17 protein-coding genes are annotated in these 13,801 nt (G+C 56.1%); 11 read left to right on the top strand and 6 right to left on the bottom strand.

Annotated features, from left to right (window positions below; translation table 11 throughout):
• Window positions 1-51 precede the first annotated feature (51 nt).
• From mlaB to mlaF, 5 genes are read right to left on the bottom strand one after another with little or no spacing between them, the layout of a single operon-like run.
• Window positions 52-354, bottom strand: a complete 303-nt coding sequence (gene mlaB, locus ACTJJ1_RS18125) for a lipid asymmetry maintenance protein MlaB (protein WP_004948514.1) — start codon at window positions 352-354, stop codon at window positions 52-54.
• Window positions 354-983, bottom strand: coding sequence for a phospholipid-binding protein MlaC (gene mlaC, locus ACTJJ1_RS18130; protein ID WP_004948518.1), 630 nt, complete (start codon window positions 981-983; stop codon window positions 354-356). Before mlaC ends, mlaB begins: the two co-directional genes overlap by 1 nt.
• Before the next feature lie 14 nt (window positions 984-997).
• Complete coding sequence (gene mlaD, locus ACTJJ1_RS18135; protein WP_006328260.1) at window positions 998-1,549, bottom strand: outer membrane lipid asymmetry maintenance protein MlaD; 552 nt, start codon at window positions 1,547-1,549, stop codon at window positions 998-1,000.
• A 4-nt stretch (window positions 1,550-1,553) separates the two neighbouring features.
• Entirely contained in the window at window positions 1,554-2,336 is a 783-nt protein-coding gene (mlaE, locus tag ACTJJ1_RS18140; protein ID WP_004948524.1) for a lipid asymmetry maintenance ABC transporter permease subunit MlaE, read from the bottom strand.
• A 4-nt stretch (window positions 2,337-2,340) separates the two neighbouring features.
• Entirely contained in the window at window positions 2,341-3,156 is an 816-nt protein-coding gene (gene mlaF, locus ACTJJ1_RS18145) for a phospholipid ABC transporter ATP-binding protein MlaF (RefSeq protein ID WP_004948525.1), read from the bottom strand.
• A 313-nt stretch (window positions 3,157-3,469) separates the two neighbouring features.
• On the opposite strand from mlaF, the gene ACTJJ1_RS18150 reads away from it, so the two are divergent.
• The 11 genes from ACTJJ1_RS18150 to npr all read left to right on the top strand — a co-directional run bounded on the left by ACTJJ1_RS18150 (window position 3,470) and on the right by npr (window position 11,632).
• On the top strand, window positions 3,470-4,447 hold the full coding sequence (locus ACTJJ1_RS18150) for a calcium/sodium antiporter (protein WP_004948527.1): 978 nt from the start codon (window positions 3,470-3,472) through the stop codon (window positions 4,445-4,447).
• 16 nt (window positions 4,448-4,463) lie between these two features.
• The gene (kdsD, locus tag ACTJJ1_RS18155; protein ID WP_004948529.1) at window positions 4,464-5,450 is read left to right on the top strand and encodes an arabinose-5-phosphate isomerase KdsD; all 987 of its coding nucleotides are present in this window, start codon (window positions 4,464-4,466) and stop codon (window positions 5,448-5,450) included.
• Window positions 5,451-5,468: 18 nt separating this feature from the next.
• Window positions 5,469-6,023 carry a 3-deoxy-manno-octulosonate-8-phosphatase KdsC gene (gene kdsC, locus ACTJJ1_RS18160; RefSeq protein WP_004948532.1) on the top strand — a complete coding sequence of 185 codons (555 nt, stop codon included), beginning with the start codon at window positions 5,469-5,471 and terminating at the stop codon, window positions 6,021-6,023.
• Window positions 6,020-6,598, top strand: coding sequence for an LPS export ABC transporter periplasmic protein LptC (lptC, locus tag ACTJJ1_RS18165; RefSeq protein WP_004948534.1), 579 nt, complete (start codon window positions 6,020-6,022; stop codon window positions 6,596-6,598). The genes kdsC and lptC overlap by 4 nt, the downstream gene beginning before the upstream one ends.
• Window positions 6,567-7,106 (top strand): lipopolysaccharide ABC transporter substrate-binding protein LptA, encoded by a 540-nt coding sequence (lptA, locus tag ACTJJ1_RS18170; RefSeq protein ID WP_006328270.1) that lies wholly within the window; start codon window positions 6,567-6,569, stop codon window positions 7,104-7,106. Before lptC ends, lptA begins: the two co-directional genes overlap by 32 nt.
• A gap of 6 nt (window positions 7,107-7,112) precedes the next feature.
• The gene (gene lptB / locus ACTJJ1_RS18175; protein ID WP_006317106.1) at window positions 7,113-7,838 is read left to right on the top strand and encodes an LPS export ABC transporter ATP-binding protein; all 726 of its coding nucleotides are present in this window, start codon (window positions 7,113-7,115) and stop codon (window positions 7,836-7,838) included.
• Between the two features lie 50 nt (window positions 7,839-7,888).
• Window positions 7,889-9,322, top strand: coding sequence for an RNA polymerase factor sigma-54 (gene rpoN, locus ACTJJ1_RS18180; RefSeq protein WP_004948545.1), 1,434 nt, complete (start codon window positions 7,889-7,891; stop codon window positions 9,320-9,322).
• 23 nt (window positions 9,323-9,345) lie between these two features.
• On the top strand, window positions 9,346-9,633 hold the full coding sequence (gene hpf, locus ACTJJ1_RS18185) for a ribosome hibernation promoting factor (RefSeq protein ID WP_004948547.1): 288 nt from the start codon (window positions 9,346-9,348) through the stop codon (window positions 9,631-9,633).
• Between the two features lie 282 nt (window positions 9,634-9,915).
• Window positions 9,916-10,377 carry a PTS IIA-like nitrogen regulatory protein PtsN gene (ptsN, locus tag ACTJJ1_RS18190; protein ID WP_004948550.1) on the top strand — a complete coding sequence of 154 codons (462 nt, stop codon included), beginning with the start codon at window positions 9,916-9,918 and terminating at the stop codon, window positions 10,375-10,377.
• Between the two features lie 131 nt (window positions 10,378-10,508).
• Window positions 10,509-11,363, top strand: a complete 855-nt coding sequence (rapZ, locus tag ACTJJ1_RS18195; protein ID WP_004948553.1) for an RNase adapter RapZ — start codon at window positions 10,509-10,511, stop codon at window positions 11,361-11,363.
• A complete protein-coding gene (npr, locus tag ACTJJ1_RS18200; RefSeq protein WP_004948556.1) occupies window positions 11,360-11,632 on the top strand; it encodes a PTS phosphocarrier protein NPr in 273 nt (90 codons plus the stop codon). The genes rapZ and npr overlap by 4 nt, the downstream gene beginning before the upstream one ends.
• Before the next feature lie 200 nt (window positions 11,633-11,832).
• Here the strand turns inward: npr and ACTJJ1_RS18205 are convergent, their stop codons facing one another.
• On the bottom strand, window positions 11,833-13,749 hold the full coding sequence (locus ACTJJ1_RS18205) for a BglG family transcription antiterminator (RefSeq protein WP_006328272.1): 1,917 nt from the start codon (window positions 13,747-13,749) through the stop codon (window positions 11,833-11,835).
• Between the last annotated feature and the right edge of the window lie 52 nt (window positions 13,750-13,801).

Consider the following 13,801-nt stretch of genomic DNA (forward strand, 5'->3'; position numbering starts at 1 on the left):
GCAACAGGGGCTTTCTGGGGAATGACCGTATTCAGCCAGCTGAAAATATCGCTAACCAGCGGTATCGACAGGCATTATTGCTTGCAGGTTGTACAACGCGATCAACGTTTTCAAGCGATCGGTGGCGCCGGAAATTTTTAATTCAACGCCGCGCTGGCGCTGCTGCTCACGCAAATGCACCAACAGCGCCAACCCGGAAGAGTCCACGCGCTGCAGTTGCGAGACGTCGAGAGCGGTTTTATCCGCCAGCAACGTTTCCCGCTGTTCCCACAGCGGCAGCAGCGTTTCCCGGTCCAGCTCGCCGCGCAGGATCAGGGTCTGCTGCTGCGATTCAAAGCTGAGTGCGGCCGACATCAGTTTTTCTGATCCAGCGTGATAGGCCGCTGCGCAGCCGCTTGCAGCTGTTTGGTCAGACCGTCAATGCCCTGAGTACGCAGGGTAGACGCCCACTCGTTCTGCTTGGTGGTGATCATGCTGACGCCTTCGGCGATCATGTCATACGCCTGCCAGTAGCCGGTTTTGCTGTTTTTACGCCATTGGAAATCCAGACGTACCGGTGGACGGCCGTCTTTATCGATGATGGTCACGCGGATGGCGACGATGTCGGCGTTACCCAGCGGCTGCTCAGGGGCGATCTGGTAGGTCTGACCGTGATACATCGCCAGCGCCTGGCCATAAGCCTGCTCCAGATAGGCCTGGAATGCGGTGAAATAGGCCTCACGCTGCGCCGGCGTCGCTTCTTTGTAATAACGGCCCAGCACCAGCGCACCGGCATACTTGACCTGGACAAACGGCATCAGCTCCTGATGCACCACTGAACGCAAGTAGTTAGGGTCCTGCTTGATTTTTGGCTGCTCGGTTTTCAGCCGGGTGAAGGTCTTCTCAGCCGCATCTTGCATCAGGCTGTACGGGTTGGTTTGATCGGCCGCATTCGCCAGCGGCGCAACCACCAGCAGGGCAACCATAAGTAAACGTTTAAACATGCAGGTTTCCTCTCTTAATGACTTGGGGCGACAGATTGCGGCGCAGTACCGGCAGCCGGCTCAGCGGCCGCGTCTCCCGGCTTGGCTGCATTGTCCTGGCCGCCGCTTTTATACAGGAACTGGCCGATCAGATCTTCCAGAACCATAGCTGATTTGGTGTCTTGAATGGTACCGCCGTCCTTCAGAATGGTGGTGCCCATATCAGGATCTTCAAAACCGACGTTCAGCGCCAGATACTGCTCCCCCAGCAAGCCGGAGGTGCGGATCGCCAGCGAGCTGGTGTCCGGGATCTGGTTAAATTTGTCCTGAATATCCAGGGCTACGCGCGGCGTATAGGTTTTAGGATCGAGCGAGATATCGGCCACACGGCCAATCACCACCCCACCGATTTTCACCGGCGAGCGTGCTTTCAGGCCGCCGATATTATCGAAGGTCGCATAGATGCGGTACGTCGGCTCATTACCGATAGACTTAATGTTTGCTACCTGCAGGCAGAGAAAGACGATGGCGCACAGCGCAATCAGCATAAACGCCCCAACCCAAATTTCACTCTTCTTCGTTTGCATCGAATCAATTCCCAAACATCAGTGCTGTCAGCACGAAATCCAATCCCAACACCGCCAGCGACGAATGTACCACGGTACGCGTCGTTGCCCGGCTAATCCCTTCAGAGGTCGGTACCGCATCATACCCGTTGAAAATGGCAATCCAGGTCACGGTGATGGCGAATACCACGCTCTTGAGCAGGCAGTTGAGCAAGTCTTTTCTCCACTCCACTGCGCCCTGCATCGCCGACCAGAAGAAGCCGCTGTCGATGCCCTTCCAATCCACGCCGACTATCGAACCGCCCCAGATGCCCACCGCGACGAAGATAATCGTCAGCAAAGGCATGCTGATCAAACCGGCCCAAAAGCGCGGCGCGACAATCCGTCGCAGCGGATCGACGGCCATCATTTCCAGGCTGGAAATTTGTTCGGTCGCCTTCATCAAGCCGATTTCTGCCGTCAACGCGGAACCGGCGCGGCCGGCAAACAGCAAAGCGGTAACCACCGGCCCCAGTTCACGCAGCAGCGACAACGCCACCATCATGCCCAGGCTGGCCTCGGCGCTGTAAGTCGTCAGTACCAGATAGCCTTGCAGCCCCAGCACCATGCCGATAAACAGCCCGGAAACCATGATGATCAGCAACGATTGCACACCCACGCTGTGCATTTGCTTTAGCAACAATGGCCACTGTTTACGCGGCTCCGGCCGCCCGACCAGTGCGTTGAACAACATCAACCCCGCGCGCCCAAAGCTGGCGCTGGTATTGATGCCACGGCGCCCTAACGACGCTAACGCCTGTAATAACATGAGCTTATTTACTCCCTAAGCCTAACAGCTCGGCCTGGTAATCCCCGGCCGGATAACGGAAGGGTACCGGCCCATCGGCAATACCATCCAGGAACTGGCGCACGCGCGCATCAGGATTGTTCTGTAATTGTGGCGTCGTCCCTTCGGCAATCACCCGGTGATCGGCCACGATATACGCGTAGTCGGCGATGCTCAGCACTTCCGGCACATCGTGCGAAACCACAATGCAGGTGATGCCCAGCGCATGATTCAGCTCATCGATCAGCTTCACCAGCACGCCCATGGTGATCGGATCCTGACCGACGAAAGGCTCGTCGAACATGATCAGTTCCGGGTCGAGCGCGATCGCCCTCGCCAACGCTGCACGCCGCGCCATGCCGCCGGACAGCTCATTGGGCATCAGCTCAGCCGCGCCGCGCAAGCCGACCGCTTCCAGCTTCATCATCACCGTGCTGCGCAATATCGGTTCCGGCAAGCGGCTGTGCTCACGCAGCGGGTAGGCCACGTTTTCAAACACCGTAAGGTCGGTGAACAGCGCGCCGGACTGGAACAGCATGCTCATTTTCTTGCGTGCTTCATACAACTGATGGCGGGATAACGCGGGAATGTTATCGCCGTCGAACCAGATCTCGCCGCGGTCCGGTGCCAGTTGGCCGCCAATCAGGCGCAGCAGCGTGGTTTTACCAATACCGGACGGCCCCATGATCGCCGTGACCTTGCCACGGGGAACCGTCAGGTTGATGTCTTCGAATATCAGTCGATCGCCGCGCGAGAAACTCATGTCGCGCACTTCGACCAGATTCTCTGCATTTTGGTGCATGTTAATGGATCCTTTACGGCTCATTTTTGCCAAATCTACCCACGATGTTAAAGCAACGGACGCAACGCGTCTCATCTTTACAAAAACTTACCGGTATTTCGCTACCAATGGTGCGCTAAGGCTGCACCTGATTTTACTTTTACGCGCCACCCGGTCAAAATTGCTCATATAACGAAAAAAACGAATCTGTTCATATATTAGCCGGGAAAACCCGTTGCTGCGGCTTTAGCCTGCGCAACGGAGGGCAAAGCAAGATAGCCGAATTTCGGCTTTTAACCAACGAACCGGGTTGATACCCAACAAAGGACCCTGCATGTTTCTCGCGATAGCTTTACTCATCGTTGGTTTATTTTTACTGGTGTATGGCGCAGACCGTTTAGTTTACGGTGCTGCGGTGATTTCCCGTTCGCTTGGCGTGCCGCCGTTAATCATCGGCATGACCGTCGTCGGCATCGGCACATCGCTGCCGGAGCTTTTCGTGTCGACCACCGCCGCGCTGAATGGGCAGATAGATATGGCCGTGGGGAACGTATTAGGTTCCAACATTGCCAATATATTGTTGATCCTTGGCGTGGCGGCGCTGATTCACCCGCTGGCGGCGCGCTCCGAGGTACTGCGCCGCGAACTGCCGCTGATGTTGGCGGTCACAGTATTGTGCGGTTTCGTGCTGATGGACGGCACCCTGAGCCGGCTGGATGGTGTGGTGCTGTTGGCCGCCGCCGCCGCCTTCATTTTATTGATGCTGAAAATTGCCCGGCTGGCGCAGCGCGAAGGCAGCGACAGCCTGACCGTGGAACAACTCGCCGAGCTACCGCAAGACAGCAGCAACACCGTGGCGGTGCTGTGGCTGGTGCTGGCGTTCATTATTCTGCCGCTGTCGTCCAAAATGGTGGTCGATAACGCCACGGTAATTGCGCATTATTTTGGCATGAGCGAACTGGTGGTCGGCTTGACCCTCATCGCCATCGGCACCAGCCTGCCGGAGTTGGCCACGTCCATCGCCGGGGCACTAAAGGGTGAGGATGATATGGCGATTGGTAATATCATCGGCTCCAACATTTTCAACACAGTGATCGTGCTGGGCGTTCCCGCCCTGCTGTCCCCGGGCAGCGTCGATTCTGCCGCCTTCCACCGCGATTATTGGGTCATGCTGGCGGTCAGCATTGTGCTCAGCGCCCTGTGCATCGGGCGAAAACATCGTATCGGTCATCTGGCGGGCGCTCTGTTATTATGTGGCTTTATTGCGTATCTTGCGGTGCTGTTTTTTAATCCTTTCAGTACTTTCGGCTAAACCGACGGGAATGAACATGTCGAACATTCAGTTGCAACCGGGCTTTGATTTTCAACAGGCAGGCAAAGAAGTGCTGCAGATTGAGCGTGACGGGCTGGCCCAGCTCGATCGGTACATCAATGCAGACTTTACCCGCGCCTGCGAATTGATCGCCGGCTGCTGCGGTAAAGTGGTCGTGATGGGCATGGGCAAATCCGGGCATATTGGCTGCAAGATCGCCGCGACCTTCGCCAGCACCGGAACACCCTCATTCTTCGTTCATCCGGCGGAGGCCAGCCACGGCGACCTCGGCATGGTGACGGCACAAGATATCGTGCTCGCCATTTCCAACTCCGGCGAGTCCAACGAGATCCAGGCGCTCATCCCGGTCTTGAAGCGCCAGCAAATCCCGCTGATCTGCATGACCAACAATCCGGAAAGCTCGATGGGCAAAGCGGCGGATATTCACCTGTGCATCAAGGTGCCGCAGGAGGCCTGCCCGCTTGGCCTGGCGCCAACCACCAGCACCACCGCGACCCTGGTGATGGGTGATGCGCTGGCGGTGGCATTGCTGAAAGCTCGCGGTTTCACGCCGGAAGATTTTGCGCTGTCGCACCCCGGTGGCGCCCTGGGCCGCAGGTTGCTGCTGCGCGTTTGCGACATCATGCACAGCGGCGACGAAATCCCGCACGTCAGCGCCGATGCATCGCTGCGCGACGCGTTGCTGGAAATCACGCGCAAAAACCTGGGCATGACGGTCATCTGCGACGATTTGATGAAAATCGCCGGTATCTTTACCGATGGTGACCTGCGGCGGATATTTGATATGGGCATCAACCTCAATGAAGCCCGGATCGTCGATGTCATGACGCTCGGCGGCGTACGGGTGCGCCCGAACCTGCTGGCGGTCGATGCGTTGAACCTGATGCAGCAGCGCCATATCACCGCGCTGCTGGTTGCCGATGGCGACCAATTGCTGGGTGTGGTACATATGCATGACATGCTGCGCGCCGGCGTCGTTTAATTAAAGGAATAGAACTCAATGAGTCTGGTTGAAACCTGCTACGGGCCTGTAGAACAAGACGTCATGGCGCGTGCCGGCAAAATCCGCCTGCTGATTTGCGATGTCGACGGCGTGCTGTCGGACGGCCTGATTTTTATGGGCAACAACGGCGAAGAATTGAAAGCGTTCAACGTGCGCGACGGTTACGGCATTCGCTGCCTGAAGACTTCGGATATCGACGTGGCAATTATCACCGGCCGTTCAGCCAAGCTGCTGGAAGATCGGGCGAAAACCCTCGGCATCACCCATCTGTATCAAGGGCAGTCCGATAAGCTTTTGGCCTTCCGCGAACTGTTGGATACACTGTCGTTAAACGCGGATCAGGTAGCCTATATCGGTGACGACCTGATCGACTGGCCGGTGATGGCTCAGGTTGGCCTGGCGGTCGCCGTAGCGGATGCACATCCGTTGCTGACGCCAAGAGCCCACTATGTTACCCGTATTGCCGGCGGCCGTGGCGCGGTGCGCGAACTGTGCGACATTATACTGTTGGCGCAGAATAAGCTGGAGGACGCCAAAGGGCTGTCGATATGAGCAAAACCAAACTTTGGATCACCCTCCTTTTGGCGGTGATCGCCCTGGCGTTGATTGGCTGGAACATGACTGATTTCAGTGATGATGCGGTTCCAGGCCCCGTTAATGATCAGGACCCGACTTATCAGAGCCAGCACACGGTCACCATAGTGTACAATCCGGCCGGTAAGCTGAGTTACAAGCTGGTGGCGGAAGACGTGAAGTATTATACCGCCGATGAATTAAGCTGGTTTACCCAGCCGGTGATGACGCTGTTTGATGAAAACGCGGTGGCCACCTGGTCAGTTCGCGCCGATCGCGCCAAACTGACTAAAGACAGAATGCTGTATCTTTACGGCCACGTTGAGGTGAACAGCCTGACCACCACCTCACAGCTGGAAAAAATTAAAACGGACAATGCTCAGGTGAATCTGGTGACCCAGGATGTCGCTTCGGATGATGAAGTGACCCTCTACGGGACAAACTTTACCTCGAACGGCATGAAAATGCGTGGGAACCTGCGGGCCAAAACCGCTGAGCTGATTGATAAGGTTAAGACCAACTATGAAATTCAAAACCAAAAAACAACGCCGTAATCTGTTGATCGGAAGCCTCATTTTGGCCGCCAGCGCACCCGCATGGGCGCTGAAATCTGACTCCAACCAACCGGTGAGCATCGACTCGCTGAAACAGTCTCTGGATATGCAGAGCAACGTCAGCACCTTTACCGATAACGTGGTGATCAAGCAAGGCACCATCGACATCAAAGCGGATAAAGTGGTCGTTACCCGTCCAGGCGGCGATCAGAGCAAAACTTATATCGAAGCCTTTGGCAACCCGGTCACCTTCTACCAGATGCAAGACAGCGGCAAGCCGGTAAAAGGCCATGCGCAGAAGGTCCGTTACGACGTGGCGTCGCAGTTGGTGACCCTGACCGGGAACGCCTATCTGGAACAGCTCGACAGCAACGTGAAGGGCGATCGCATCACCTACCTGGTGCAACAGCAGCAAATGCAGGCGTTCAGCGATAAAGGCAAACGCGTGACTACGGTTCTGGTACCGTCGCAGTTGCAAGACAAAAACGGGCAAAAGAAGAGTAACTAATCACTTATGGCTACACTCATCGCAGAAAACCTGGCGAAAGCCTACAAAGGCCGTAAAGTTGTTGAAGACGTCAGCCTGAAAGTGAAATCCGGCGAGATCGTCGGCCTGCTGGGGCCAAACGGCGCCGGCAAGACCACCACCTTCTACATGGTGGTCGGCATCGTTCAACGTGACGCCGGCCGTATCGTGATTGACGAAGAAGACATCAGCCTGCTGCCGCTGCACGCCCGTGCGCGTCGCGGCATTGGCTATTTGCCGCAGGAAGCGTCGATCTTCCGTCGCCTGAGCGTGTATGACAACCTGATGGCCGTCCTGGAGATCCGCGAAGATCTCAGCAGCGAGCAGCGTGCGGACCGCGCGGTTGAGCTGATGGAAGAGTTTCATATCTCCCATCTGCGCGATAACCTGGGCCAGGCGTTGTCCGGTGGCGAACGCCGCCGTGTGGAGATCGCCCGTGCGTTGGCGGCTAACCCGAAATTCATCCTGCTGGATGAGCCGTTCGCCGGGGTTGATCCCATTTCCGTTATCGACATTAAAAAAATTATCGAGCACTTGCGTGACAGCGGCCTGGGCGTGCTGATCACCGACCACAACGTGCGCGAAACGCTGGACGTGTGTGAACGTGCCTATATCGTCAGCCAGGGCAAACTGATTGCTCACGGCACGCCGGATGCCATTTTGGCTGACGAGCAGGTGAAACGCGTTTATCTGGGCGAAGAATTCCGCCTCTGAGTGCCGGCGCGTCCTGATGGACGACTGTTAACGGAAGTAGACTGAAGATTATGAAGCAAGGTTTGCAACTCAGGCTCAGCCAACAACTGGCCATGACCCCCCAGCTCCAGCAGGCTATCCGCCTGCTGCAGTTGTCCACGCTTGAGCTCCAGCAGGAGATACAGCTGGCGTTAGAGAGCAATCCCCTGCTTGAGCAGACCGATCTGCACGAAGAAATCGACGCCAAAGAGACTACCGAAACCGAAGGGCTGGATACCCGCGAGGCGCTGGAACAAAAGGACATGCCCGAAGAGCTGCCGCTGGACGCCACCTGGGACGAAATCTACACCGCAGGTACACCGTCCGGCACCGGCACCGATTACAGCGATGATGAGTTGCCGGTCTATCAGGGCGAAACCACCCAGACGCTGCAGGATTACCTGATGTGGCAGGTGGATCTCACGCCATTCTCTGATACCGATATCGCCATTGCCACCTCGATAGTCGACGCCGTCGACGACACCGGCTACCTCACCGTACCGCTGGAAGATATTCTGGAGAGCATGGGTGACGAGAGTGTGACAATGGACGAAGTCGAAGCGGTTTTGAAGCGCGTACAGCGTTTTGATCCGGTTGGCGTCGCCGCGCGCGATCTGCGCGACTGTCTGCTGATCCAGCTTTCCCAGTACGCAAAAGATACGCCCTATCTGGCTGAAGCGCGCCTGATCATCAGCGAACATCTGGCTCTGTTGGCCAATCACGACTTTCGCAGCCTGATGCGAACAACCCGGCTAAAAGAAGATACACTGAAAGAAGCGATGCTGCTGATTCAGTCTCTTGATCCGCGCCCGGGCCAGTCGATCAATACTGGCGAGTCGGAATACGTGATCCCCGACGTGCTGGTACGCAAAGTGCAGAACAGTTGGACGGTAGAGCTCAACGCCGACAGCATTCCGCGGCTGAAGATCAACCAGCAGTACGCCGCAATGGGCAGCAGCGCTCGTAACGACAGTGACGGCCAGTATATCCGCAGCAATCTGCAGGAAGCGAAATGGCTGATCAAGAGCCTGGAAAGCCGTAACGACACCTTGCTGAAAGTCACGCGCTGCATCGTCGAGCAGCAACAGGCATTCTTTGAACAGGGTGCTGAATTTATGAAGCCCATGGTGCTGGCGGATATCGCCCAGGCCGTGGAGATGCATGAATCGACAATCTCACGCGTCACCACGCAGAAGTTTCTGCACAGTCCGCGCGGCATTTTCGAGTTGAAATATTTCTTCTCCAGCCACGTGAATACCGACAGCGGGGGCGAAGCTTCCTCTACGGCGATCCGAGCGTTAGTGAAGAAATTGATTGCGGCGGAAAACCCCGCGAAACCGCTCAGCGACAGCAAGCTGGTCACCCTGCTCTCCGATCAGGGGATCATCGTGGCGCGGCGTACTGTCGCCAAGTACCGAGAGTCTTTGTCCATCCCGCCGTCCAACCAGCGTAAACAGTTGGTTTGACCTCAATAGAGAAGGAAGACACTATGCAGCTCAACATTACCGGACACCACATCGAAATCACCGAACCTTTACGCGAGTTCGTGAATACCAAGTTCGCCAAGCTCGAACAGTATTTTGACCGCATAAATCAGGTGTATGTCGTGCTTAGCGTGGAAAAAGTGCAGCAGATTGCGGAAGCGACGGTGCACGTGAATGGAGGCGAGTTGCACGCCACCTCGGAAGACGAGAACATGTATGCCGCAATTGACACCCTGATCGACAAACTGGCGCGTCAATTGAACAAACATAAAGACAAACTGAAACAACACTGACATTCTGGGCCGTTTCCGTCAGCGGGCACGGCTCAAACATAGCCCAGGTCGTCGGCGCGTTACCTGTATGACCCTGAATAATTGGCGTTGCATCGAGGTGGCATGAGCGATTATCCCGCGAGCTTACACAGGTAAGTGATTCGGGTAAGTCAGCGCAGCCAACACAGAGACAGCTTCAAGTATGACGGGTATGGGTACCGCGCCGATAAGCCATCAGGGTTAAACAAGGCGAAAAATCACCTCACAAGGCAGCTTGATGGTGTGGTTTTAAGTGAAGATGAGATGAACAACGAAACAATGCAATTAAGCTCGGTGTTAAACATCGAGTGCACCAAAAGCTCGGTACACTGCACCAGCAAGAAACGGGCTTTGGAGATTATCAGCGAACTGGCTGCAAAACAGCTCAACCTGCCATCGCAGGTGGTGTTTGACGCGGTTCTCACCCGGGAGCGCATGGGCAGTACCGGTATCGGCAACGGTATCGCCATTCCCCATGGCAAACTGGAAGAGGACACACTGCGGGCCGTTGGCGTGTTTATCCGTCTCGACCAACCCATTGCCTTTGACGCCATTGATAACCAGCCGGTCGATCTGCTGTTCGCCTTGCTGGTGCCGGCCGACCAATGTAAAACCCATTTGCATACCCTGTCGCTGGTCGCCAAGCGCCTGGCCGACAAAACCGTATGCCGCCGCCTGCGCTCGGCGCAAAGCGACGAAGAGCTTTACCAGATCATTACCGAGTAACGCCCGGCTGGCGTGACTTCCAGCCAGGATAACGATACTGTTTAGCTACGATGGGTTTCGGCTCAGGCCGGAATAATAAAGTTTCTAACGGTGGCGATAAACGCCACTGAGATGCCAGGGGGAGTTGCCACATGGTGCTGATGATTGTCAGCGGCCGTTCCGGTTCAGGGAAATCCGTCGCCTTGCGGGCGCTGGAAGACATGGGTTTTTACTGCGTTGATAACCTGCCCGTGGTACTGCTGCCGCAGCTTGCCAATACGCTGGCGGAACGCAACATATCCGCAGCGGTAAGCATCGACGTGCGTAACATGCCGGAATCGCCGGAAGTGTTTGAATATGCGATGACCCAATTGCCGGACTGCTTTTCTCCGCAATTGCTGTTCCTCGACGCCGACCGTAATACCCTGATTCGCCGCTACAGTGATACCCGCCGCCTGCATCCGCTCTCCACCAAGAACCTGTCGCTGGAAAGCGCGATCGATGAAGAAAGCGATCTGCTTGAGCCGTTGCGCTCAAGGGCCGATCTGCTCATCGACACGTCGGAAATGTCGGTGCATGAGCTGGCCGAAATGCTGCGTACCCGTCTGTTGGGTAAACGCGAACGCGAACTGACCATGGTATTCGAATCCTTCGGCTTTAAGCACGGCATCCCGATCGACGCCGATTACGTCTTCGACGTACGCTTCCTGCCGAACCCGCACTGGGATCCGAAACTGCGCCCGATGACCGGCCTGGATAAACCGGTCGCCTCGTTCCTCGATCGTCACACTGAAGTGCATAACTTTATCTACCAGACGCGCAGCTATCTGGAACAGTGGCTGCCGATGCTGGAAACCAACAACCGCAGCTACCTGACGGTGGCGATTGGCTGTACCGGCGGTAAGCACCGTTCCGTCTACGTAGCCGAACAGTTGGCCGACTACTTCCGCTCACGCGGCAAGAATGTGCAATCGCGCCACCGGACGCTGGAAAAACGTAAACAATGACGGTCAAGCAAACGGTTGAAATCAAAAACAAACTCGGTATGCACGCTCGCCCGGCGATGAAGCTGTTCGAGCTGGTGCAGAGTTTTGACGCCGAAGTGATGCTGCGTAACGACAGCGGCACCGAGGCCGAAGCCAGCAGCGTGATTGCGCTGCTGATGCTGGACTCCGCACAGGGGCGGCATATCGAAGTGGAAGCCACCGGCCCGGATGAGGTGAAAGCGCTGAATGCGGTAATTGAACTGATTAATTCCGGGTTTGATGAAGACTAACTTCCCCGCAACAAAGAAGTAAACCCCAGGAACGCGCCCTTTATGGCGCGTTTAACATTTATGAAGCTTCAGCAGTATACTCAGATTAAATCTAGCGTTTATCGGCAATTGAATAGACTTCATCCCCTGCCCGTTTTTAGCACTCTTAAAGGTGCCTAACAATATTCCCTTTAAGACGGCCTCTATTTTTGGCTCATCGCTTAAATCCGGCTTAAACAGTCCAGCGCCACCGCCTTGAAACTGTCGAAATTATCGCTGCCCAACAGGCGGCTCATCGAACGTTCGCGTACAAAGGTGACGAACAGATCGTAAATCGCCATCGCCTCTTCGTAGTCGCTTTTGCTGATCGCCAGCAGGAAAATCACATGGGCGATCTCACCGTCGCCCCACACCACGCCCTGCGGCGCCAGCAGCGTCATCACCACGGTTTTTTTCGCCAGCAATCCCAACGAGTGCGGCAGTGCAATACCTTCGCCCAGCATGGTCGACACTATCGCTTCGCGCTCCACTACCGACGGGTAAAAATCGTCGCCGACATACCCTTCCTGCTCCAGTTGAACGCACACTTTTCGGAACAGCTCCGCCTGCGTCAGCGGCTCATTTACCACCCAGAAATGCGCGGCGTCGAAGAACTTCTCCAGCATGTAGGGTTTGGTACGATCCACCAGCACCAGCTTACCCAGCTGTTCCAACTGGTAGTCGGTAGGAAACGGCGACATCACCACCACCGGTTTGTTCTTTTCGCTGACCCGCGCGTTGGAAATGACAAAATCTTCGTCGATATGAGTGAGTACCTCGTAATCGCGCAGCGAAACGATGCGCGTCATCACCAGCTGCGGGTACTTGCGCGCAATCTGCGCCTGGATCATGCGCACCGTTGAGTTACCGGTATCGCACACCAGCATCACCTGCGGATGGCGCTCGTAGCCGATGTTGTAGTGCCGTTCCAACCCAACGCCGATATGCAGCACCAGATAGCCGATTTCGTTTTCGCTCAGGGTGTAAGGCGTGTATTTTCCCCAGCTCGATACCGCCGCCAGCGTCACGTCATAGGCCATCGGATAGTGTTGTTTGATGTTGGCCAATAGCGGGTTGGGAATATTGATCTGGTATTTCACCCGGGTAATCATGGTCTTGATATGGGTGAGCAAGTCCGCCCGCAGTTGGCGGTCGCCCTGCAGGTTGTAGTTATAGTGCGCGTTGATGTACGACAAAATGTAGTCCACCAGCGCTTCTTCGTCGTCGGCGTTAATCTCGGTCGGCTGCACGTCCTGCACCCGGCGCGCGGCAATATTCACCCTGAGGTAGGCCTCTTCCGCCATCGACACCTCTTTGCCGCTGGCCTTGCGCAGTTCCCCCGCCAGCCAGGTGGAGACCTTGCGCACCGCGTCATCGCCGTCTTCAACGTCAAAGTCCGACAGCGGGTAGCCATCGCTGATGCGCCGCAGCGCCACCGCGCAGTAAAAAATCAAATACTGCTCACCTTCATCCGTCAGGCGGATGGCGTATTGCGACAACAGCGGATGCAGCAGCCCGGCGAAGGTCGCCACCTGCGGTTGCAGCAGGATTTCATTGTTGAGCAACGGGTTTTCGGCATCGGCCAGATGCAGTTGGAATAACAGATCGGTCAGGCAAGCGCGGATCGCCATCTCCGAGCCGAACAGCTTCATGCCATAGCGTGGTTTGGTTTCAATGGTTAATTGATAGTTCGCCAGGCGCTCTCTCACCTCAGCCATGTCGTTTTGCAGCGTTCCACGGCTGACAAACCATTCATCGGCCAAATCTTCCAGCTTCAGGGAAAAGGCTGAGGTCAAAAAACGAATCAGCAGATAGTGCACCCGCTCTTGCGCACTGCGTGGCGTGGCGTGCTTTTTGCGCTCTCTATGCTGCAAGGCGCTGAACAGCGCGGCATCATCCACCTGCAGGCGATAGCCCGCCCCACGGCTATGCACAAAGCGAGCGCCGTATTTTTCCAGGATATCGTTCAACGCGGTGATATCGGCACGCACGGTACGGGTGGATACCGCAAAGCGCTTCGCCAACTCATCCTGCGGCAAGGTCTCGGACTGCAAAGCGTCGAACAGATAGGCCAAACGCGGGTAGGGAAATCGTACCATGCTCTTTCCGTCAATTAAGGTGCCCACCTGGGGAAACCAGGCGGGCAACGAG

It is taken from the genome of Serratia sp. 22264, assembly GCF_052045345.1.
Taxonomy (GTDB): domain Bacteria; phylum Pseudomonadota; class Gammaproteobacteria; order Enterobacterales; family Enterobacteriaceae; genus Serratia; species Serratia plymuthica.

Excerpts from the sequence above, each read along its gene's own strand:
- lptC (WP_004948534.1), top strand. The coding sequence starts at position 6,020 with ATGAGCAAAACCAAACTTTGGATCACCCTCCTTTTGGCGGTGATCGCC.
- lptA (WP_006328270.1), top strand. The coding sequence starts at position 6,567 with ATGAAATTCAAAACCAAAAAACAACGCCGTAATCTGTTGATCGGAAGC.
- lptB (WP_006317106.1), top strand. The coding sequence starts at position 7,113 with ATGGCTACACTCATCGCAGAAAACCTGGCGAAAGCCTACAAAGGCCGT.
- mlaB (WP_004948514.1), bottom strand. The coding sequence starts at position 354 with ATGTCGGCCGCACTCAGCTTTGAATCGCAGCAGCAGACCCTGATCCTG.
- ACTJJ1_RS18205 (WP_006328272.1), bottom strand. The coding sequence starts at position 13,749 with ATGGTACGATTTCCCTACCCGCGTTTGGCCTATCTGTTCGACGCTTTG.
- kdsD (WP_004948529.1), top strand. The coding sequence starts at position 4,464 with ATGTCGAACATTCAGTTGCAACCGGGCTTTGATTTTCAACAGGCAGGC.
- kdsC (WP_004948532.1), top strand. The coding sequence starts at position 5,469 with ATGAGTCTGGTTGAAACCTGCTACGGGCCTGTAGAACAAGACGTCATG.
- mlaF (WP_004948525.1), bottom strand. The coding sequence starts at position 3,156 with ATGCACCAAAATGCAGAGAATCTGGTCGAAGTGCGCGACATGAGTTTC.
- hpf (WP_004948547.1), top strand. The coding sequence starts at position 9,346 with ATGCAGCTCAACATTACCGGACACCACATCGAAATCACCGAACCTTTA.
- rpoN (WP_004948545.1), top strand. The coding sequence starts at position 7,889 with ATGAAGCAAGGTTTGCAACTCAGGCTCAGCCAACAACTGGCCATGACC.
- rapZ (WP_004948553.1), top strand. The coding sequence starts at position 10,509 with ATGGTGCTGATGATTGTCAGCGGCCGTTCCGGTTCAGGGAAATCCGTC.
- ptsN (WP_004948550.1), top strand. The coding sequence starts at position 9,916 with ATGAACAACGAAACAATGCAATTAAGCTCGGTGTTAAACATCGAGTGC.
- mlaC (WP_004948518.1), bottom strand. The coding sequence starts at position 983 with ATGTTTAAACGTTTACTTATGGTTGCCCTGCTGGTGGTTGCGCCGCTG.
- mlaD (WP_006328260.1), bottom strand. The coding sequence starts at position 1,549 with ATGCAAACGAAGAAGAGTGAAATTTGGGTTGGGGCGTTTATGCTGATT.
- mlaE (WP_004948524.1), bottom strand. The coding sequence starts at position 2,336 with ATGTTATTACAGGCGTTAGCGTCGTTAGGGCGCCGTGGCATCAATACC.
- npr (WP_004948556.1), top strand. The coding sequence starts at position 11,360 with ATGACGGTCAAGCAAACGGTTGAAATCAAAAACAAACTCGGTATGCAC.
- ACTJJ1_RS18150 (WP_004948527.1), top strand. The coding sequence starts at position 3,470 with ATGTTTCTCGCGATAGCTTTACTCATCGTTGGTTTATTTTTACTGGTG.